This window comes from Conexibacter woesei Iso977N (genome assembly GCF_000424625.1).
Taxonomy (GTDB): domain Bacteria; phylum Actinomycetota; class Thermoleophilia; order Solirubrobacterales; family Solirubrobacteraceae; genus Baekduia; species Baekduia woesei_A.
In genome coordinates, this window is sequence record NZ_AUKG01000003.1 from 398762 (window position 1) to 417788 (window position 19027).

The 19027-nt window shown below is 72.5% G+C and carries 19 protein-coding genes and 1 tRNA gene; 17 read left to right on the top strand and 3 right to left on the bottom strand.

What is annotated here, in order from left to right; genetic code table 11:
* The first annotated feature begins 58 nt into the window (after positions 1-58).
* The 11 genes from H030_RS38630 to H030_RS0123540 all read left to right on the top strand — a co-directional run bounded on the left by H030_RS38630 (position 59) and on the right by H030_RS0123540 (position 10720).
* Positions 59-745, top strand: coding sequence for a murein hydrolase activator EnvC family protein (locus tag H030_RS38630; RefSeq protein WP_081691087.1), 687 nt, complete (start codon positions 59-61; stop codon positions 743-745).
* Between the two features lie 15 nt (positions 746-760).
* Positions 761-2302, top strand: coding sequence for a methionine--tRNA ligase (metG, locus tag H030_RS34630; protein ID WP_035129345.1), 1542 nt, complete (start codon positions 761-763; stop codon positions 2300-2302).
* Positions 2299-3048: a TatD family hydrolase gene (locus tag H030_RS34635; RefSeq protein WP_035129347.1), complete on the top strand. Its 750-nt coding sequence runs from the start codon at positions 2299-2301 to the stop codon at positions 3046-3048. The genes metG and H030_RS34635 overlap by 4 nt, the downstream gene beginning before the upstream one ends.
* A complete protein-coding gene (gene rsmA, locus H030_RS0123505; protein ID WP_231398523.1) occupies positions 3045-3908 on the top strand; it encodes a 16S rRNA (adenine(1518)-N(6)/adenine(1519)-N(6))-dimethyltransferase RsmA in 864 nt (287 codons plus the stop codon). The genes H030_RS34635 and rsmA overlap by 4 nt, the downstream gene beginning before the upstream one ends.
* Position 3909: 1 nt before the next feature.
* Positions 3910-4782 carry a 4-(cytidine 5'-diphospho)-2-C-methyl-D-erythritol kinase gene (locus H030_RS34640; protein ID WP_051223535.1) on the top strand — a complete coding sequence of 291 codons (873 nt, stop codon included), beginning with the start codon at positions 3910-3912 and terminating at the stop codon, positions 4780-4782.
* Positions 4779-6320, top strand: coding sequence for a bifunctional DedA family/phosphatase PAP2 family protein (locus H030_RS0123515; RefSeq protein ID WP_027007931.1), 1542 nt, complete (start codon positions 4779-4781; stop codon positions 6318-6320). The genes H030_RS34640 and H030_RS0123515 overlap by 4 nt, the downstream gene beginning before the upstream one ends.
* A complete protein-coding gene (locus H030_RS0123520) occupies positions 6317-6541 on the top strand; it encodes a hypothetical protein (RefSeq protein ID WP_027007932.1) in 225 nt (74 codons plus the stop codon). The genes H030_RS0123515 and H030_RS0123520 overlap by 4 nt, the downstream gene beginning before the upstream one ends.
* 64 nt (positions 6542-6605) lie before the next feature.
* Positions 6606-7862 carry a PucR family transcriptional regulator gene (locus H030_RS0123525; protein ID WP_027007933.1) on the top strand — a complete coding sequence of 419 codons (1257 nt, stop codon included), beginning with the start codon at positions 6606-6608 and terminating at the stop codon, positions 7860-7862.
* 363 nt (positions 7863-8225) lie between these two features.
* Positions 8226-9359 (top strand): hypothetical protein, encoded by a 1134-nt coding sequence (locus tag H030_RS37785; protein WP_051223537.1) that lies wholly within the window; start codon positions 8226-8228, stop codon positions 9357-9359.
* A gap of 43 nt (positions 9360-9402) precedes the next feature.
* On the top strand, positions 9403-10194 hold the full coding sequence (locus tag H030_RS0123535) for an MTAP family purine nucleoside phosphorylase (RefSeq protein ID WP_027007934.1): 792 nt from the start codon (positions 9403-9405) through the stop codon (positions 10192-10194).
* A gap of 100 nt (positions 10195-10294) precedes the next feature.
* On the top strand, positions 10295-10720 hold the full coding sequence (locus H030_RS0123540; RefSeq protein ID WP_027007935.1) for a hypothetical protein: 426 nt from the start codon (positions 10295-10297) through the stop codon (positions 10718-10720).
* 8 nt (positions 10721-10728) lie between these two features.
* On the opposite strand, the gene H030_RS34650 is transcribed toward H030_RS0123540, so the two are convergent.
* Both H030_RS34650 and H030_RS0123550 read right to left on the bottom strand, forming a co-directional pair.
* Complete coding sequence (locus tag H030_RS34650) at positions 10729-12057, bottom strand: calcium-binding protein (protein WP_027007936.1); 1329 nt, start codon at positions 12055-12057, stop codon at positions 10729-10731.
* A 376-nt stretch (positions 12058-12433) separates the two neighbouring features.
* A tRNA-Gln gene (locus H030_RS0123550) sits at positions 12434-12506 on the bottom strand.
* A 117-nt stretch (positions 12507-12623) separates the two neighbouring features.
* Here H030_RS0123550 and glmU point away from each other — a divergent pair.
* The 3 genes from glmU (at position 12624) to H030_RS0123565 (ending at position 15347) form a co-directional block, all read left to right on the top strand.
* On the top strand, positions 12624-13943 hold the full coding sequence (gene glmU, locus H030_RS0123555) for a bifunctional UDP-N-acetylglucosamine diphosphorylase/glucosamine-1-phosphate N-acetyltransferase GlmU (RefSeq protein WP_027007937.1): 1320 nt from the start codon (positions 12624-12626) through the stop codon (positions 13941-13943).
* A gap of 77 nt (positions 13944-14020) precedes the next feature.
* Complete coding sequence (locus H030_RS0123560; RefSeq protein ID WP_419470653.1) at positions 14021-15022, top strand: ribose-phosphate diphosphokinase; 1002 nt, start codon at positions 14021-14023, stop codon at positions 15020-15022.
* 7 nt (positions 15023-15029) lie between these two features.
* The gene (locus tag H030_RS0123565) at positions 15030-15347 is read left to right on the top strand and encodes a hypothetical protein (protein ID WP_027007939.1); all 318 of its coding nucleotides are present in this window, start codon (positions 15030-15032) and stop codon (positions 15345-15347) included.
* 1 nt (position 15348) lies between these two features.
* Here H030_RS0123565 and H030_RS0123570 read toward each other — a convergent pair whose 3' ends face one another.
* Positions 15349-15645: a DUF4235 domain-containing protein gene (locus H030_RS0123570; RefSeq protein WP_027007940.1), complete on the bottom strand. Its 297-nt coding sequence runs from the start codon at positions 15643-15645 to the stop codon at positions 15349-15351.
* A 106-nt stretch (positions 15646-15751) separates the two neighbouring features.
* On the opposite strand from H030_RS0123570, the gene H030_RS0123575 reads away from it, so the two are divergent.
* From H030_RS0123575 to H030_RS0123585, 3 genes are all read left to right on the top strand, one after another.
* Positions 15752-16480, top strand: coding sequence for a hypothetical protein (locus H030_RS0123575; protein ID WP_027007941.1), 729 nt, complete (start codon positions 15752-15754; stop codon positions 16478-16480).
* 22 nt (positions 16481-16502) lie between these two features.
* Positions 16503-17015: a hypothetical protein gene (locus H030_RS0123580; protein WP_027007942.1), complete on the top strand. Its 513-nt coding sequence runs from the start codon at positions 16503-16505 to the stop codon at positions 17013-17015.
* A 79-nt stretch (positions 17016-17094) separates the two neighbouring features.
* Positions 17095-19011, top strand: coding sequence for a glycoside hydrolase family 2 protein (locus tag H030_RS0123585; RefSeq protein WP_027007943.1), 1917 nt, complete (start codon positions 17095-17097; stop codon positions 19009-19011).
* Positions 19012-19027 lie beyond the last annotated feature (16 nt).

Consider the following 19027-nt stretch of genomic DNA (forward strand, 5'->3'; position numbering starts at 1 on the left):
CAACGATCCTGCGCAATTCAGGTCTGGGCGGCGGATCGCGGGCGTACCGTCGCCGTCGATGTCCCGCACAACGCTCATCTCAACGACGTTCCTGGTGGTGCTCGGGGGCGTCGGTCCTGGCGTCGCTGCCGGTGACGAGCGCTGGCGCCGGCCGTTGCCGGGAGGTGCGGTCGTCGCACCGTTCACGTACGAGCGGGCGGCGCCGTATGCGCACGGCCGGCGCCGGGGCATCGACATCCAGGGACGCGCCGGAGCGCCGGTCCTGGCGGCCTGCACCGGGACCGTCACCTACGCCGGCCGCGTCCCGCGCCTCGGCCGCGGCGTGACGATCCGCTGCGGTGATGGGCTCGTCGCGACCGAGCTGGGCCTCTCGAAGACGCTCGTCGCCCGCGGAGCGCACCTCTCCCGCGGCACGCCCCTCGGCCTCCTCGGCCCGGCCGGAACCCTCCGCCTCGGCGCCCGCCTGGCCTCCGACCCCAAGGCCTACATCAACCCGGAACCCCTGCTCACCGACCAACCACCCCAACTCGCTCCCGTCCCACCCGCACCACGCCCCCACCGGATCCACCCCAGCCACCCCGAACCACCGCATGCCGCACCCACCTCACGCCCGCTCCCCTGGCCCATCCTCGCCGGCACCGCCACCCTCGCCTCCGCCGCACTCGGAGGCACGACGCTCCGCATCCGCCGTCGCCGCCGTCCGCGCCGGGCAACCGGTCGCGTGGCGTTGGGCGGGGGCCGATAGCGTTAGGAGGCAGACATGGCCCAGAACTCGTTCTACGTCACGACGCCCATCTACTACGTCAACGCGGCGCCGCATCTGGGGCATGCCTACACGACGATCGCTGCGGATGTCATGGCGCGGCATCATCGCCAGAAGGGCGATGACGTCTTCTTCCTCACCGGCACGGACGAGCATGGGGAGCCGGTGGCGCTCGCGGCGGAGGCGGCGGGGGTCACGCCGCGGGAGCTCGCCGACAAGAACGCCGAGCGGTTCAAGGCGCTGGCGCCGGTCCTGAACGCGACCAACGACTTCTTCATCCGGACCTCGGACCCCGAGCACGTCAGGGCGGTCCAGGAGGTCCTGACCAAGGTGAAGGACAACGGCTACGTCGAGCTCGGCGTCTACGAGGGCTGGTACTGCCCGCGCTGCGCCGACTTCAAGTCCGAGCAGGAGATCATCGAGGGCAACAAGTGCCCGATCCACCTGATCGAGCTCGACTGGGAGCAGGAGGAGAACTACTTCTTCAAGCTCTCGAAGCTCCAGGGCCGCCTGGAGGAGCTGTACGAGAACCACCCGGACTTCGTGGCGCCGCAATCCCGCCGCAACGAGGCGCTGAGCTTCATCAAGTCCGGCCTCAACGACGTCTCCCTCACGCGCGGGAAGCTCTCGTGGGGCGTCCCGGTCCCGTGGGACGAGAAGCACGTCTTCTACGTCTGGTTCGACGCGCTCCTGAACTACTACACGGCGCTCACCTACGCCCGCCCGGGCGAGGACCTGCGCGGCGAGTTCTGGCCGGCGTCCTACCACCTGATCGCCAAGGACATCCTGAAGTTCCACTGCGTCTTCTGGCCGGCGCTCCTGATGGCCGCCGACCTGCCGCTGCCCAGGCGCGTGTTCGTCCACGGCTACCTCCTGCTCGAGGGCCACAAGATGTCCAAGTCGCTCGGCAACGTGCTCGACCCGTTCGAGGTCATAGACAAGTACGGCAGCGACGCCCTGCGCTTCTACCTCCTGCGCGACGTCAGCTTCGGCCAGGACGGCTCGGTCTCGACCGCGGACTTCGAGAAGCGCTACGACTCCGAGCTGGCCAACGACTTCGGCAACCTTGCCTCGCGCACGATCAAGATGCTGATCCGCTACCGCGACGGGGCGGTGCCCCAGGTCGAGCTGGACCCGGCGATGCACGCCGAGTTCGAGGAGCTCAACACCAAGGTGTCGTCCTTGATCGGCCGCGCCGAGCTGACCCCGGCGCTGGAGGAGATCTGGGTCCGGATCCGCCGCCTCAACGCCTACGTCGGCGACAACGAGCCGTGGAAGCTGGCGAAGGACCCCGAGCGCGCGGCCGACCTCGACCGCGTCCTCGCCACGCTGATCGAGGGCGTGCGCGTGGTGACGGTCCTGCTCCACCCGTGGATCCCGGACCGCGCGGGCAGGCTGCTGCATGCGCTCGGCGCGCCCGAGGATCTCCACGACACCGACCCGTCGCTGACGATCGCCGGCGCGCAGTACGGCGCCCGCGTCCCGCGCCAGGTCGCCGACATCGAGCCGCTGTTCCCCAAGCAGCAGCAGCCCGCGTGATCGACTCCCACACCCACCTCGACTCCTGCGCGCCCGACGACGCGGCCCTCGTCGCCGCGGCGACGGCCGTCGGCGTCAACCGGATCCTCACGATCGGCCAGGACGGCGCGACCGGCCGCGCGGCGCTCGCCGCCGCCGAGGCGTTCCCGCAGGTCTACGCCGCGATCGGTCACCACCCCAACCAGGCGACCGGCTTCGACGACGGCCACCTCGCCGAGCTGCAGGCGCTGGCCTCGCACGAGCGCTGCCGTGCGATCGGCGAGACCGGCCTGGACCACTTCCGCGACTACGCGCCCGCCGCCGACCAGGTCCGCGCGTTCCACGCGCAGATCGAGCTGGCCAAGGACACCAACAAGCCGCTGGTCATCCACACGCGCGCGGCCGAGGTCGAGACGATCGCCACGCTGCGCGAGCGGGCGGCCGGGGTCAAGGTCATCCTGCACTGCTTCTCGATGCCCGACCACCTCGACGAGTGCCTCGCCGAGGGCTGGTTCATCTCGTTCGCCGGGAACGTCACGTACCCCAAGAACGAGGACCTGGCCGCGGCCGCCGAGCGCGTGCCCGACGACCGCATCCTCGTGGAGACCGACGCGCCGTACCTGACGCCGGTCCCGTACCGCAGGGAGCGCAACCAGCCCGCGTACGTCACCGAGACCGCGCGCTTCGTCGCCGAGCGCCGCGGTCAGACCTACCAGCAGCTGGACGCCGCCGTCGAGGCGACGGCCGCCGGCCTCTTCGGGTGGTGAGCCGCGCCGTGGCCGAGGACGACGCGACGGACGAACCGACGCAACCGACGCAGCCGACGCTGCGGCGGATGCGGGCGTTCGGGATCCGACCGAAGCGCGATCTCGGGCAGAACTTCCTGATCGACTCCAACATCCTGGGCGTCATCGAGCGGGCGGCGAAGCTCGGCGACCAGGACGTCGTCCTGGAGATCGGCGGCGGGCTCGGCGTGCTGAGCGAGCATCTCGCGGCGCGCGCGAAGCATGTGCATGTGGTCGAGCTGGACCGCTCGCTGGAGGACGCGCTGCACGACGCGGTCGACCCCTACAACAACGTCACGCTGCACTTCGGCGACGCGCTCGACCTCGACCTCCAGGCGCTCGACCCCGCGCCGACCAAGGTGGTGGCCAACCTCCCGTACGGGATCGCGGCCACGGCGATCCTCAACACGGTCTTCGACCTGCCCGGCGTCACGACGTGGGTCGCGATGGTCCAGAAGGAGGTCGGCGAGCGCTTCGCCGCCCAGGCCGGGACCAGCGCGTACGGCGTCCCGAGCGTCCTCGCGCAGCTCTCCACCGACGTCCGCGTGCACCGCAGCGTGTCGCGCAGCGTCTTCCACCCGGTCCCGAACGTGGACTCGGTGCTCGTCGTGCTGGAGCGCACCGGGCCGGCGCCGAGCAAGGCGCTCCGGAAGCTCGTCCAGGGCGCGTTCGCGCACCGGCGCAAGGCGCTGCCGAAGTCGCTCCAGCTCCACGGCGGCGACAAGGCGCTCCGGGACCGGGCGCGCGCCGCGCTCGCCGACCTCGGCCTGCCCGAGGACGCGCGCGCCGAGCGCCTGACGCCCGAGCAGTTCCGCGCGATGTCGGAGAGGATCGGCGGCTGAGATGCGCCTCGAGACCCGCGCCCCCGGGAAGATCAACGTCTGCCTGTTCCTCGGCCCGACGCGCGAGCGCGACGGCCGCCACGAGCTGGTGTCGATCATGCAGTCGGTGACGCTCGCCGACCGCCTGCGGATCGAGTGGGCGCCCGAGGGCGAGCACCATGATGTGGTCGAGTGCCCCGGCGTCGAGGGCCCCAACCTGGTCGCGACCGCGATCGCCGCGTTCCGGAAGGCCACGAGCTGGGACGGCGACCGCGTGAAGGTCTCGATCGACAAGCGCCTCCCGGTCGCGGCCGGGATGGCCGGCGGCAGCGCCGACGCGGCGGCCGCGCTGCGCCTCCTCTCGCGCGTGTCGAAGATCGACGACGACGAGCTGTTGCATCACATCGCGGTGACGCTCGGTGCCGACGTCCCGGCTCAGGTGCGACCGGGGCGCGTCCTGGCGACCGGCGCGGGGGAGAACGTCGAGCGGATCCCCGGGGTCGCGAGGTACGGCGTGCTCGTGGTGCCCCATCCGGAGCCGCTGCGCACGCCCGACGTCTTCCGCGAGGCGGATCGGCTGGGGCTGCCGCGGAAGGCCAAGCGGCTGGCGGAGGCGCTCGACGCGGTCAAGGGCGGCGTGAACGACCTCCCGGACGAGCTGTGCGTCAACGAGCTGGAGCCGGCGGCGCTGTCGCTTCGGCCCGAGTTGAGGGACACGCTCCGACGCGTCCGCGACGCAGGCGCCGACGTCGCGATGGTCTCCGGCTCCGGCCCCACGGTCCTGGGCCTCTTCCACGACCGCCACGCCGCCAAGCGGGCGCGCGACGAGCACTTCCCCGGCTGCAAGGTCGCCAAGCCGGTCGGCCCCCACGGCGGCGAGGTGCTCGCCGCGTGAAGCCGGGCCCGCTCGTCGCGGCGGCGGCCATCGCCGCGTTCCTGTTCTTCCGCCGCAAGAAGCTCGAGCCGACGCTGCTGATCGGCGGCGTGATCGTCGTCATCGGCTGCCTGATCTACGGCTCCGGCCTGATCCAGCTGCCGGACTTCAAGAGGATCGTCGAGGACGCCGGGAACACGCTCGGCAACTGGACCTACCTCGTCGTCGGCGTGATGGCGTTCTTCGAGACCGGCGCGTTCGTCGGCCTGATCGCGCCCGGCGAGACGTTCCTGATCTTCGGCGGCGTGGTCGCGGGGCAGGGGACGATCAGCCTCGTCGTCCTGATCGGGATCACGTGGACGTGCGCGGTGCTCGGCGACCTCGCCTCGTTCTACGCGGGCCGCCGGCTCGGCCGCCAGTTCCTGGTCAAGCACGGGCCGAGGGTGCAGATCACCGAGCCGCGGATCAGGCAGGTCGAGGCGTTCTTCGACCGCCACGGCGGCAAGGCGATCTTCCTCGGCCGCTTCGTCGGGCTCGTGCGCGCGGTCAACCCGTTCCTGGCGGGCAGCAGCGGGATGCCGTTCCGGCGCTTCCTGCCCTACGACGTCCTCGGCGCGGGCTGCTGGGCGACGATGCTGCTGGTCCTCGGCTACGTCTTCTGGCAGTCGTTCGACAAGGTGCTGCACTACGCCGAGCAGGGGACGCTCGCGCTCGGCACGGTGATCGTGGTCGTCGCGGCGGCGGTGTGGGCCTACCGCCACTTCCGCGTCGAGGAGAACCGCGAGGCCGCCGCGCGTTGGATCGACAAGCAGCTCGACCGTCCGGTCCTGCGGCCGCTGGGCAAGTACATCATCTACCCGGTCGCGCGCTGGCTGCGCGGGCCGCTGGTCTTCTTCTGGAACCGGATCACGCCCGGCGACCTCGGCCTGGAGCTGACGACGGCGCTGACGATCGCCGCGGTCGGCTCGTTCGCCTACGCGGCCAACGCGATCGGCCTGAACGACAGGTCGGACATGCCCGGCGACGCGACCGCGTTCCGGTGGGCCGACGACATCCGTGGCGACGCGCTCGACGGGATCGCCAGGGCGGTCACGCACCTCGGGTCGCTGCCGGTCGTGGGCGCGGCGACGGTGATCACCATCATCTTGCTGCTCACGCGCCGGCGGATCATCGAGAGCGCGACGCTCGCGAGCGGGCTGATCATCACCTACGTCGCCGTGCACATCGCGAAGGACGCGGTCGACCGGCCGCGGCCGCCGCACCCGCTGGTCGAGACCGCCGGGCAGTCGTATCCGAGCGCGCACGCCGCGTACGCGTTCGCGTGGGTGGCGATCGCCGTCGTGCTGACGCGCACGCTGCCCGGGCTGGCGAGGACGACCGCGGTGATCACCGCCGCCGTGATCCTCGCCGCGGTCATCGGGCTGACGCGGATCTACCTGCGCGCGCACTACCTCTCCGACGTCATCGGCGGGTGGGGGATGGGCGCGACCGTGTTCAGCCTCTGCGGCATGACGGGGCTGGTCGTCGCCTTCCTGCGTCACAATGGGCACCGCACGTGAGCAACACCGAGGTCACCTATCTCGTCGGCGCCTGCTGCGCCGTCCTCGGCCTGGCGGCCTACGTCGCGTTCATCCTGGTCCCGGCCTGGACGGCCTACTCCCGGATCTGGCAACGCGCGGCCGCCGCCGTCCTCAGCCTCTACGTCCTCGCCGCCTTCGTCGGCGTGGGCGCGGCCGGCGGCGCGCTCATCGTGTGGTTCTGGGACCGCATTGGTGTCTAAGAGCTGCCGAAGCGACCAGGTCGCGCTCCTCATACACCGGTTCGGCCCCTAAACTTCTCCACATATGTCCAGTCCGGCTCCGAGGACGCCGGCCGGAATCGACCTCGAGGCCCTGGATGCCGTCACCGACGCCGTCGAGTCCGGCGCGGGCCTGCCTGAGGTGATCCGTGCTGCTGCGCGCGCGTTCGACGACGCGAGCCTGGCGCTGACCGACCGGTCCGGCGCCGTGCTGGCCGTCGCCGCGAGGTCGCCGGCGGATGAGCGCGGGCTGCTGGGCGACGCGCCCGGCGTCGAGGTCCACGACCTGCGCGTCGCGGACGAGACCGTCGGCCAGCTACGGGTCCGTCCGCGCGGCGACGGTGACGGTGACGTGCCGACGATGGTGCTGCGGATCGTCCTGACGCTCGTCGCGTCCGAGGTCCAGCGGGTCCGGGCGCCGAAGCGCGCCAGCGAGCTGGCGGTCGCGGAGTTCCTGCACGACCTGCTCGGGCGCCGCCTGACCGACCGCGCCGAGGTCGTCGAGCGCGCCGAGGCGATCGGCGTGGACGTCAGCGCGGGCGCGGCGGTCCTCGTCATCCGCGCGCAGCTGCACGTGCCGGCCGAGGAGGGCTGGCGCGAGCGGGTCGTCACGGTCGCCGAGCGCGGCGCGAGGGCGGCGGTCCCGGGCACGGTCGTCGCGTCGTCCGGAAGGCCGGACCCGCGGGGCTCGGAGGTCGCGATCCTGATCCCGGGCGACGACCCGGAGGCGGCGGAGCGCGTCGGCGAGGCGGTCCTGCGCGAGCTCGGCGCGTCGCTGCCGGGGCACTCGTTCGCGCTGGGCCGGTCGCGGCTGGCGACCGATCCGGGCGACCTGCCGCGCGCGGGCAACGAGGCGCTGCTGGCCGCCAACGTCGCCGAGGGCGACAGCGGCGAGGAGGGCCACCGCGTCATGGCCTTCGACGACACCGGCGCCTACCGGCTGCTGCTGTCGGCGATGAGCGAGGACCCGGCCGAGCTGCAGCGCTTCTACGCCGAGACGATCGAACCGCTCGTCGCCTACGACGAGCAGTACGAGACCGACCTCGTGGTGACGGTCGAGGCGTTCCTGGACGCCGACGGCAACGTCGCGGGCACCGCCCAGCGGCTGTTCACGCACCGCCACACGATCCGCTACCGGCTGGAGCGCGTGCGCGAGCTTTCCGGCCTCGACGTCGGGTCCACCGACGGGCGCGAGAAGCTCAGCCTCGGGCTGAAGGCGATGCGCGTGCTCGGGATCGCCGCCCGCGGCGGCCCGGCGACCGAGCAGGGCGCCGGCGGTGGCCGCGTGCCCCGCCGCGGCTGACTGACGCCCCGCGCGCCCGGTCGGCTCGGAGGCCTTGACTTCTCGCGCTGGCGCGAGGACGCTCGGGCGGTCCCCCGGCTGGGGTAGCCCGCGGTCCCTCGACAGGGGCATTCCGGCCACCCTCGCGGGATGACGTTGTCCGGCTTCTGACCGGACATGGGGGAGCGATGAGGAGGTTTGGAGCCAACTTGAAGAGCGGTAACGCGCCAACTATGATGCTCCCGATGGCGCAGGAAAGCGGGAACCGTTGAAGTCCCCGGAATTCCGAGCGGACATCGGGTCCTCACCCCACTTGAGAACCGGCCCGCAGGCGCCGAAACCTAGGGGTGAGGGGATGTCCAGCTCACCCTCAGAACCCTCCGCATGAAGCACCGCACTCACGACCACCTCTTCGCCGCCGCCGGTGTCACCGCGGCGCTCTCGCTCATCGGCACCGGTGCCACGGTGTTGAAGGGGTCGGTCTTCCACTTCGATCACTGGCCGCTCGTGGCCGGCGACTCGGCGCGCAACGTGCAGCTGCCGACGGCGCCGATCGCGGTCGCCGAGAACTCCACGCCGGCCGGTCAGAGCACGCGCGCCGCGCTGCTCGCCGGTGCCACGCGCGTCGGCGGGACCGCGGCGCTGCTGCCGGGCCTCGGCGGGCAGTCGGGCATCGCGGCGATCGGCACGACGATCCCGGCTCCGGCGGGCGGCTCGCTGCCCGCGGCGGGCGGGGGCAGCGCGACCGAGGGCTCCGGCGCCGGGACGGGCAGCGGCTCGACGACCGGCGCGACCCGCGTCGCCGCGCAGGACGGATCAGGCTTCAGCGTCGGCCCGCAGCCGTCGTCGTCGATCGACGGCACGCGCGACCCGGCGAACTCCACCGGCACCTCGACCTCGCCGACCGGCTCGACGCGCGTCGCCTCCGGCGACGACACCGACAACGACGGCATCCCGGACACGTGGGAGAAGAGCCACGGCGCGCCGTCGAACCCGACGGACGCCGGCTCGACCGGCGCGACCGGGACGAGCACGGGCGCCGGCGGCTCCACCAGCTCCGCCTTCACGCCGGACCCGGGCACGCCGACCACGAGCGATCCGGGCACGACGACGCCTCCGCCGACCGACACCGGCCCCGGTGACGGCGGCACGACCACGACGCCCCCGGACGATGGCGGCTCGACCACGCCTCCGGACGACGGCGGCACGACGACGCCTCCGGACGACGGCGGTTCGACGACGCCTCCGGGCGACGGCGGCACGACGACGCCTCCGGCCGACGGCGGCTCGACCACCGCGCCGACCGACGGCTCGACGACCCCGCCCGCCGACACGACGCCGCCGCCGGCCGAGACCACGCCGCCGCCGGCCGACACGACGCCCGACCCGGCGCCGGCCCCGGCCGACCCCGCGCCGCCGGCGGACCCGACCCCGGATCCGGGGCAGGGCAGCACGACCACGCAGACTTCTTCGTCGGCCGGCACGGCCAACGCAGCGATCCCGTCGAGCGTCCAGTAGTCCCGCGGCGGCGCGCGGCGCCGCCTCCTAGGATCCCGGGCACATGAAGATCGGGATCCTGACGGGCTCGGGCACGTATGCCCTGCCGGACTTCGCGGACGCCGAGGCGGTCGAGGTCACGACGCCGTTCGGTGGCGTGACCGTCACCGAGGGGCGGTTCGCGGGCGTCGACGTGCTGCATGTCTCGCGGCATCTGCCGGGGCATCCGCGGCTGTCGCACCAGGTCACGCACCAGGCGAACGTGTGGGCGCTGCGGGAGCGGGGTGCGGATGCGGTCCTGGCGGTGACGGTCTGCGGCGCGGTCGATCGCAGCGTCGAGCTGGGGTCGTTGGTCGTCTTCGACGACCTGCACTTCCTGTCCAACCGGCTGCCGGACGGGTCGATCTGCACGCTGCACACCGAGCCCGGCGCCGCGGACCGCGCGCACTGGGTCTTCGGCAGCCCGTTCCACGGCGCGCTGCGCCAGGCGCTGCTCGAAGGCGCGGCGGAGGCCGGGCTGGCGGCGCGCGCCGGCGGCGTCTACGGCCACGTGGACGGGCCGCGCTTCAACACGCGGGCCGAGATCCGGACGCTCGCCGCGGTCGGCGTGACGGCGGTCTCGCAGACCGCGGGGCCCGAGACGGTCCTGTGCGGCGAGGCGAAGATCCCCTATGCCTTGCTCGGCTACGCGACCGACTACGCCAACGGCGTCGAGGAGGAGCTGCAGCCGGTCGAGAACCTCGTGCGCCTGCTGGAGGCCTCGCCGCGCTCGTTCGCCGCGACGCTCGCCGCCGCGCTGCCGCGGATCGCGGCGCTGGAGACGCTCGACCCGGTGGGCTCGCATCTCGGCTTCTGAGCATCCGCGCGTCGCGCTGCTGGACGCCCTGAGCGCGCCGCGCGAGCCCGCGCTGCGCGAGGCGCTCGGCCCGGACGGCGACGCCGCGCTGTGCGCCGCCATGCGCGAGCGCGCGCTGGCGTGGGGCCGCGAGCTCGGCGGTGGCGCCGAGCCGCTGCAGGTCGACGATGTCGCTGCGCTGGCGGGCGACGGTCCCGTCGTCCTGGTGGCGCCCGACGTCCCCGCCCTCGGCGCCGCGCACCGCGACGCGATCCGTGCTGACCTCGCCGCGGGCGTCCTGCTGAGCAGCGCCGCGACCGGCGACGGCACGCCGTTCCTGATGGCCCTGAGCACCGCCGACCCCGAGCTGCTCGCGCTGATCGGCGTGCCCTTCAACGACCTCGTCGCCGCGGCGATGGCCCGGGGTGGCGAGCTCGGCATGCTCCGCGCCGAACGCCGCCTCGCCTCCATCGGCGACGGCCACGCCCTGCTCGCGGACCCGCTGACGCCGCCCGAGCTGCGCGCGCTGCTGGCGCCGCTCGTCTAGCTCGTCCCTCAGTCGCGCGAGCTGCGCGCGGACTTGCTGTAGGCCGAGACGACCTTCTCGCACCCGCGCGTGTGGGGCTTGACGCGGCCGTACATGACGGTGTCGCCGCCGGGGCCGCAGTCGATCGAGGCGGGCCTGCGGGTGAAGGCGAGGATCGAGTCGTTGCCGTTGCCGCCCTTGACGACGTTGGAGCCCGCGCCGCGCAGGCGGACGACGTCGTCGCCGTCGCCGCCACCGATGACGTTGGAGCCCTCGCCGCCCTGCAGCGCGTCGGCACCGGGGCCGCCGTCGATGTGGTTCGTGCCGCGGCCGCCGTAGACCGTGTCGGCGCCCGCGCCGCCGATCAGCTCGTCGTGCGACCTCAGGCCGCCGGACGCGTGGTTGCGGTCGCCCCAGAGGACGTCGTCGCCGGCGCCGCCGAGCAGCGTGTCGCTCCCGTGGCCGCCGAGCAGGTTGTCGTTGCGGTCGGTGCCGTGGACGGTCGCGCCGTTGTCGGACGCCAGCTCGCGCCGGCCCGCGGTCGGGTCCTTGACCGCCGGCGCCTCGACGACGTGCTCGCAGTTCGTGATCTCCCCGCGCCGGACCGCCTGGGCGTTGGAGATCCCGCCCGGCTTGTCATAGGGGTTGATGACGACCGTGTCGTCGCCCGCGCCGCAGTCGACGCTCGCGACCGCGGTCCCGTTGTTGACGTAGACGACGTCGTCGCCGTCGCCGGCCGCGATCCGGTCCGGGCCGGAGTCCGCGTAGACGACGTCGTTGCCCGGCCCCGCGTCGATCGTGTCGGCGCCGCTGCCGCCGTGAACGAGGTCGTCGCCGGGGCCGCCGTCGACCACGTCAGGCGCCGCGCCGCCGTCGAGCACGTCGTTGTCGTTGCCGCCCTCCAGCCGGTCGTGACCGAAGCCGCCGAAGAGCCGGTCCGGGCCGTCGCCGCCGTCGAGCGTGTCGTCGCCGGAGTCGCCGTCGAGCTCGTCGGCCCCGGCGCCGCCGGTTGCGCCGTCGGCGCCGGTCCCGCCGTCGAGGTGGTCCGGGCCGATCGACCCGATCAGCCTGTCGCCGCCCTCCTCGCCCAGCAGGACGCCGCCGCCCGCGGCGCGCACGACCAGGCGGTCCGGGCCGGGCAGGCCGACGACCGGCGCGGCGGCCGGCTGCGAGAGCGGCGGCAGGACCGGCGTCGTCGGCAGCGAGGCGACCGTCGAGACCGCCAGCGCCGGGTTGAGGTCGGCGGGCAGGGCCGGGAAGTCCGCGGCGCCCGCGGAGGCGGCAGGCACGGCGGCGAGGGCACAGGCGAGAGCGGGCAGCGCGAGGAGGCGCGCGGTGGGGGCGAAGCGCAGCAGCATCACTAATGGCGTCGGCGGCACAGCGACGACGCCCAAGCCCACGCGCCCGTTTGCGGACCAAGATCCGACATGGCACGTCGCCGCTCTCACGGCCAGCTGGCAGCGGTACGCAACCCCCCGATTGGGCTACTCAGGAACCGGACGTACCTTGATCCCGGCCCGCGGGCAGGGCATGGTGCTGACGCATCCTCAGCGCAATGGTTCGCTGACCAACTTGCTGACCTGTCCGACCACAACGGGGGTGGCCGGGCAGGCAGCAGGCCCCTCCGACCCGTCTCGCCGCGCCTGGACGCAGCCGCGGGAGCTTGATGGGCTGGCGCCCACCGGCGCTCCGCGGCCGCGCCCAGCCACGACGATCCGGGTACGGAGAAGGAGGCTGGGGGACGAGGATTCGAACCCCGGATTGCGGGACCAAAACCCGCCGTGTTAGCCGCCTACACCATCCCCCAGCGGGATGCCGCAGAGTCATTCTGACGTACGCGCGCCGTGACACCGCGAGGATCGGCCGCCGCGAGCCGCCGCCGCGCCGAGTGGTCAGCCGCTTGCGGCCTCTAGCCTTCCGGCGCGTGACCTCCTTCACCGCCGTCGTGATGGCCGCCGGACAGGGCACCCGGATGAAGTCCGCCACGCCCAAGGTCCTGCACGAGATCTGCGGGCGCCCGATGGTCGCGTGGCCCGTCGCCGCCGCGCAGGAGGCCGGCGCCGAGCGCGTCGTGGTCGTCACCTCGCCGAGCGTCGACCTGGCCGCCGCGCTGCCCGAGGGCACCCGGACCGCCGTCCAGCCGCAGGCCGACGGGACCGGCGGCGCCGTGCTCGCCGCGCTGCCCGAGACCGCGCCCGGCGTCCCGGTCGTCGTGCTCTCCGGCGACGTCCCGCTCGTCTCGGCGAGCGCGATCGAGGAGCTGGTCACCGCCCACCTCGGCGCCAACGCCGCCGCCACGATGGCGACCACGCTGCTCGACGACCCCTCCGGCTACGGCCGCGTCGTCCGCGACGCGGTCGGCCACGTCGAGCGCGTCGTCGAGACCAAGGCGCCCGGCGACGCGACGCCCGAGCAGCTCGAGATCCGCGAGATCAACACGGGGATCTACTGCTTCGACCACGCGGCGCTGACCGACGCGCTCCCGCAGGTCGGCACCGAGAACGCGCAGGGCGAGAGGTACCTCCCGGACGTCCTGACGCTGCTGCGCGACCAGGGCCTGATCGTCGCCGCCCACGTCGTCGAGGACTCGGCGCTCACGTTCGGGATCAACGACCGCGTCCAGCTCGCCGACGTCACCGCGATCGCCCAGCGCCGGATCCACGAGCGCCACATGCGCAACGGCGTGACGATCGTCGACCCGGCCGGCACCTACATCGACGCGACGGTCACGATCGGCCAAGACACGACGATCGAGCCCGGGACGACGCTGAAGGGCGCGACCACCGTCGGCTCCGGCGCGACGATCAAGCAGTCCTACGTCGTCGACACCGCCGTCGGCGACGGCGTCTCGGTCGGCCCGTTCGCCTACCTGCGCCCCGGCACCGAGCTGCAGGCCAACAGCAAGGTCGGCACGTTCGTCGAGGTCAAGAACTCCAACATCGGCGAGGGCACGAAGGTCCCGCACCTGAGCTACATCGGCGACGCCGACGTCGGGCCCGCAAGCAACCTCGGCGCGGCCACGATCACGGCCAACTACGACAGCAAGTCGAAGACGAAGAGCCGGACCACGATCGGCGCGAACGTCAAGACGTCCGTCGACACGACGCTGGTCTCACCGGTGTCGCTCGGCGACGGCGCCTACACTGCCGCTGGGTCGGTCGTCACCAACGACGTCCCGGCCGGTGCGCTCGCCGTCGCGCGAGCGCGCCAGCGCAACATCGAGGGCTACGCGGACCGCGACTAAGGACTTCCCGGGTGACCAGCCAGCTGTCGGCAGAGGCGATTACGATGCGGAGCGACGTGAGCATCCCGACGCGGACGATGCCGGTGGCGACGAGCCTTCCGATCGACTACGACAAGCGCCTGATGCTGTTCTCGGGGCGCGCCAACCCCGAGCTCGCAGCCAAGATCGGGAGCAAGCTGGGCGTGGACCTCGGTCCGATCACGCTCAAGACCTTCAAGAACGGCGAGGTCTACTGCCGCTACGAGGAGTCGATCCGCGGCGCGGACGTCTTCATCATCCAGCCGATCTGCGGCAACCCCGCCACGGGCGTCTCCGCCAACGACGCGCTGATGGAGCTGATGGTCATGATCGACGCGGCCGTCGGCGCCAGCGCGCACCGCGTGATCGCCGTGACGCCGTGGTACGGCTACTCGCGCCAGGACAAGAAGTCCGCGCCGCGCGAGCCGATCAGCGCCCGGCTCGTCGCCCGGATGCTCGAGGCCGCGGGCGCCGACCGCGTCCTGACGATGGACCTCCACGCGGGCCAGGTCCAGGGCTTCTTCAACATCCCGGTCGACCACATGACCGCGCTGATGATGCTCACCCAGCACTTCGACGACATGCAGCTCAACGACCTCGTCGTCGTCGCGCCGGATGCGGGCCGCGTCAAGTTGAACAAGAAGTTCGCGAGCAAGATCGGCGCCGAGCTGGCGATCCTGGACAAGGAGCGCCCGGCCCAGCAGGTCGCCGAGATCGGCTACGTGATCGGCGACGTCAAGGGCAAGACCGCGGTGATCGTCGACGACATGATCGACACGGCCGGCACGTTGAAGGCCGCCGCGCACACGGTCCGCGACGAGGGCGCCGAGCGCGTCTTCGCGGCCGCGACGCACCCGGTGTTCAGCGGCAACGCCTACGAGAACCTCGAGGCGGCGGGCTTCGAGAAGATCGTCGTCACCGACACGATCCCGCTGCGGCCGGGTGCGCCCGAGAACATCCAGGTGCTCTCGTGCGCGGACCTGCTGACCGACTCGATCCGCCGGATCTTCACCGACGACTCGGTGTCCGAGGTCTTCGGCGGAGAGAACCAGTTGTTCTAGGCGCGCTGTGACGTCCACCGCCGCGGCGCTCCTGCAGGACCGCCTCGGGCTCAGCGACGACGAGCTGCTGACGACGCTTGGGGCCGATCCCCTGAGCGTGCTCGGCGGCGACCTCGACCACCAGCCCGCGCTGCCGATCCTGCTGACGCTGACCGCGGAGGTCGGCGAGCAGGTCAGCGGCGACGCGCTGCGGCGCTGGGTCCGGGCGTCCGGCCGCTCCGGGCGGCCGATCGACCTGCTGCTGGCCCAGGACTTCGGCGCGTTCGAGGACGCGCTCGAGGACCTGAAGGACCGCGGCTTCGTGGTCCGCGCCCCCGGGCGCTAGCTCAGCGGACGGCCTCGGCGGCCTCCGACTTCTCCTGCCTCTTGTCGCCGGGCCAGACGCCGAAGAGGTGGTTCCAGCCCCTCGCGCCGGCGCGGTCCACGGCCGCCCGCGTGACCTTGAACGTCACGCCCTGCACGGCCGCCGCCGCCAGGACCTTCGACGTGCTCGCGTCGCGCGTCGTCGCCTTCGGCGGCTCCTCGTTGTCGAAGATCCCCCAGATGACGTCGAAGAGCTTCTTGGACGCGAAGCCCGCGAGCAGCCCCAGGATGATCCCGAACGGCTTGTAGATCAGCTTCATGCCTGGAACCTACCCGCGGACCCGAACTGGCCATCCGGCAGTGCAAGTTCCTACCGCTCGTCCGATCAAACGGGTAGACCTCGCAGGCAGGATCAGGAGGTAGGACATGGACGAGCACCAGGAGGACGACGGGCGCGACGCGGAGGGTCTGCTCCGCCGCGCGCTCCTGGACCCGGACGACGCGGCCGCCGTGGCCCTGAAGGTGCACGGGCTGGCGCTCGCCGACGAGCTCACGGTCGTCTTCCACGGCCGCCGCGACCTCGGGACGATCCAGACCTACGTCGCCAACGGCGGCCACGGCCACGGCGAGAAGCTCGGCGCGCGCGACCTCCTGCGCGTCCCGGTCGACCTCGACCTGGGGGAGACCCACACGCGCGCGGAGGCGCGCGAGGCCTACGCCGCGCAGGCGCGCACGTTCCGCGACGCGCTCCAGGCCGCCGACACGGTCCTGGCGATCTGGGCCCAGCCGCTGCAGGACGTCGCCGAGTCGCGGGTCACGCTCGCGCGCAGCGTCGACCTCGCCGTCGCGCTGCCCGCCCACCGGCTGATGCCGATCGCGCTCGTCGCGCCCGAGCGCCAGCTCGTCGTCGTCCCGGTCGTCGGCGCGCGCTCGCTGGCCGCGGGCCTGCCGCCGCTCGGCATCGCGTGCGCCCAGCAGGACGTCGCGCACGTCTACCCGCTGCCCGAGGAGCCGGCCGAGGCGCTGGAGGACTTCCTGGAGCGCGCGGCCGAGCACGCGCGGCTGATGGCCGACCGCCTCGACGCGCAGGAGCGCAGCGTCCAGCGGTTCCTGGAGATCAACGGGCCGGAGACCGACTGGCCCGCGGCGGGCTGACGCCGGAGTAGGCTCCGCGTCGGTGTCCGCCTCACCGCCGCCATCGTCGCCTCCGTCACCGCAAGCAGCACGCCGCCGCCCGCTGCCGCGCCCGTCCACGAGGGTCGCGGTCATCGCGGCGCTCGCGCTGCTCGTCGTCCTCGTCGGCGGCTTCGCGGCCACGCGCTGGCTGAGCACCGAGAACCGCGAGCGCGACACGCTCTACGACCTCGTCCGCGCCGAGGCGTCCGGGAACCCCGATGCGGTGCTGAAGCAGCTCGACGGCTGTGACGCCACGTGCGCCGCGAAGGTCCGCGCGTTCGTGCCCCGGACCAGGGGCGCGGGGGCGGTCAAGATCGCGATGCTGTCATCCGGGACGCAGTACACGTTCGGCGACAAGACCGGCGTCTCGCGCGTCGTCTGGGTCCACGGCGTGACGTCGCGGCCGATCGTGCAGTGCGTGGTCGTCCGGCGCCATGGCGGTCCAATGACCGAGCGCTCCGTTAGCCTCCTGCGCCTCGGCGCCCCGCTGGCCGACAACGAGGACTCCTGCTGACGGCCCCGCGCCGCCGGCTCGGACCTTCCTTTCGTCGGACCGCATCGCGCCACCGTCCACGGTGTTCCCCCTCCCCGAGATGCTCCGACGCACCCTTCCGCTGACCTTGATCGCCCTCCTCGCGCTGGCCCTGCTGGCCGGTCCCGCGAGCGCCCAGTCCCCGCAGGCCAACGCCGCCCAGGCGGACGGCCTGCTGAACAAGACCCTCTACAGGACCGGCGCGTCCGGCCGCTTCCTGATGGCCGGCACGTGGTACTTCCGCGCCGACGCCACCGGCAACGGCCCGGTCGCCGACAACGCGAGCCCGTCGACCGCGGGCTGGACGCCGGTGAGCGTCCCGAACGCCTGGAACGCGAGGGACTACTCCGACGCGTCGTTCGCGGGCGGGGTCGGCTGGTACAAGAAGTCGTTCCACCTGCCGAGCGCGAAGTCCGCGCTGTCGTGGGTGGTCCGCTTCGAGTCGGTCAACTACCGCTCGAAGGTCTACCTCAACGGCAGGCTGATCGGGAGGAACACCGGCGCCTACCTGCCGTTCGAGATCCGCCTGCCGGCGTCGCTGCTCAAGCGCGGCGGTGCGAACGTCCTGGCGATCCGCGTCGACGACCGTCGCTTCCCGACCGACTTCCCGCCGTCCGGGCTGTCGTCGATCGGCACGCCGACCGGCGGCTGGTGGAACTACGGCGGCCTGCTGCGCGAGGTCTACCTGCGCCAGATCGACAACATCGACTTCAACACGGTCGCGGTCCTGCCGGACCTGCCGTGCGGGACCTGCGACGCCGCCGTCACCTACAAGACGACGATCCGCAACTTCGGTGACAAGTCCCAGAAGGTGAGGGTCACCGCGCGGCTGGGCGACCGCAGGGTCGACCTCGGCTCGGCGGCGGTCGGACCGAAGAAGTTCGCGACGTTCACGAAGCGGATCACGGTCAAGAGCCCGAGGCTGTGGTCGCCGGACTCGCCGTACCTCTACAACACGTCGTTGACCGCGACCGCGCCGGCGCAGGGCAGGAGGAAGGGCCGGACGCTCGAGAGCTACTTCGTGCAGACCGGCATCCGCTCGGTCAAGGTGGTCGACGGCCACCTGATGATCAACGGCAAGCCGCTGCACGCGCGCGGCTTCGGCGTCCACGAGGACTCGCTCGACAGGGGCTTCGCGATCGACGACGCCCAGCGCGAGCAGCAGATCCAGTGGGCGCGCGAAGAGGGCGCGACGATGTTCCGCAGCCACTACCCGCTGCACCCGTACTACTACGAGCGCATGGACGAGCTCGGGATGGTCGCGTGGACCGAGGTCCCGGTCTACTCGGTCAAGACCAAGTACCTCAAGGAGCAGAAGGTCCGCAAGCTCGCGGCCAAGGAGCTGGCCAACGCGGTCCGCACCAACATCAACCACCCGTCGATCATCGTGTGGTCGGCGGGCAACGAGCTGAGCGCGCGGCCCGGCCCGGTCCAGGGCTACTACATCCAGCGCGCGGTCAAGCTGGCGAAGTCGATCGACCCGACGCGGCCCGTGGGCCTGGCGGTCGCCGGCTACCCGTCGGCCGGCTGCCAGCCGGAGTACGCGCCGCTGGACGTGCTCGGGATCAACGAGTACTTCGGGTGGTACAGCGGTCCGAACGGCCAGATCGCGGACCGCACGACGCTGAGCGACTACCTCGACAGCGTGCGCCAGTGCTATCCGAAGAAGGCGATCTTCATCACCGAGACCGGCGCGGAGGCCAACCGCGACGGCCCGGTCGAGGAGCGCGGGACCTACCAGTTCCAGTCGGACTTCGCGAACTACCACTACGGCGTCTACGCGACCAAGCCGTGGCTGTCGGGCGCGCTGTGGTGGACGATCGAGGAGTTCGCGGTCAAGCCGGGCTGGGACGGCGGCAACCCGTGGCCGATGCCGCCGATCCACCAGAAGGCGCCGATCACGATGGCGGGCGTCAAGAAGCCGGTCTTCTACGACCTGCAGCGGATCTACAAGGGCACCAAGCAGTACGGGCCCTAGCCGATCGTTGGTCTGA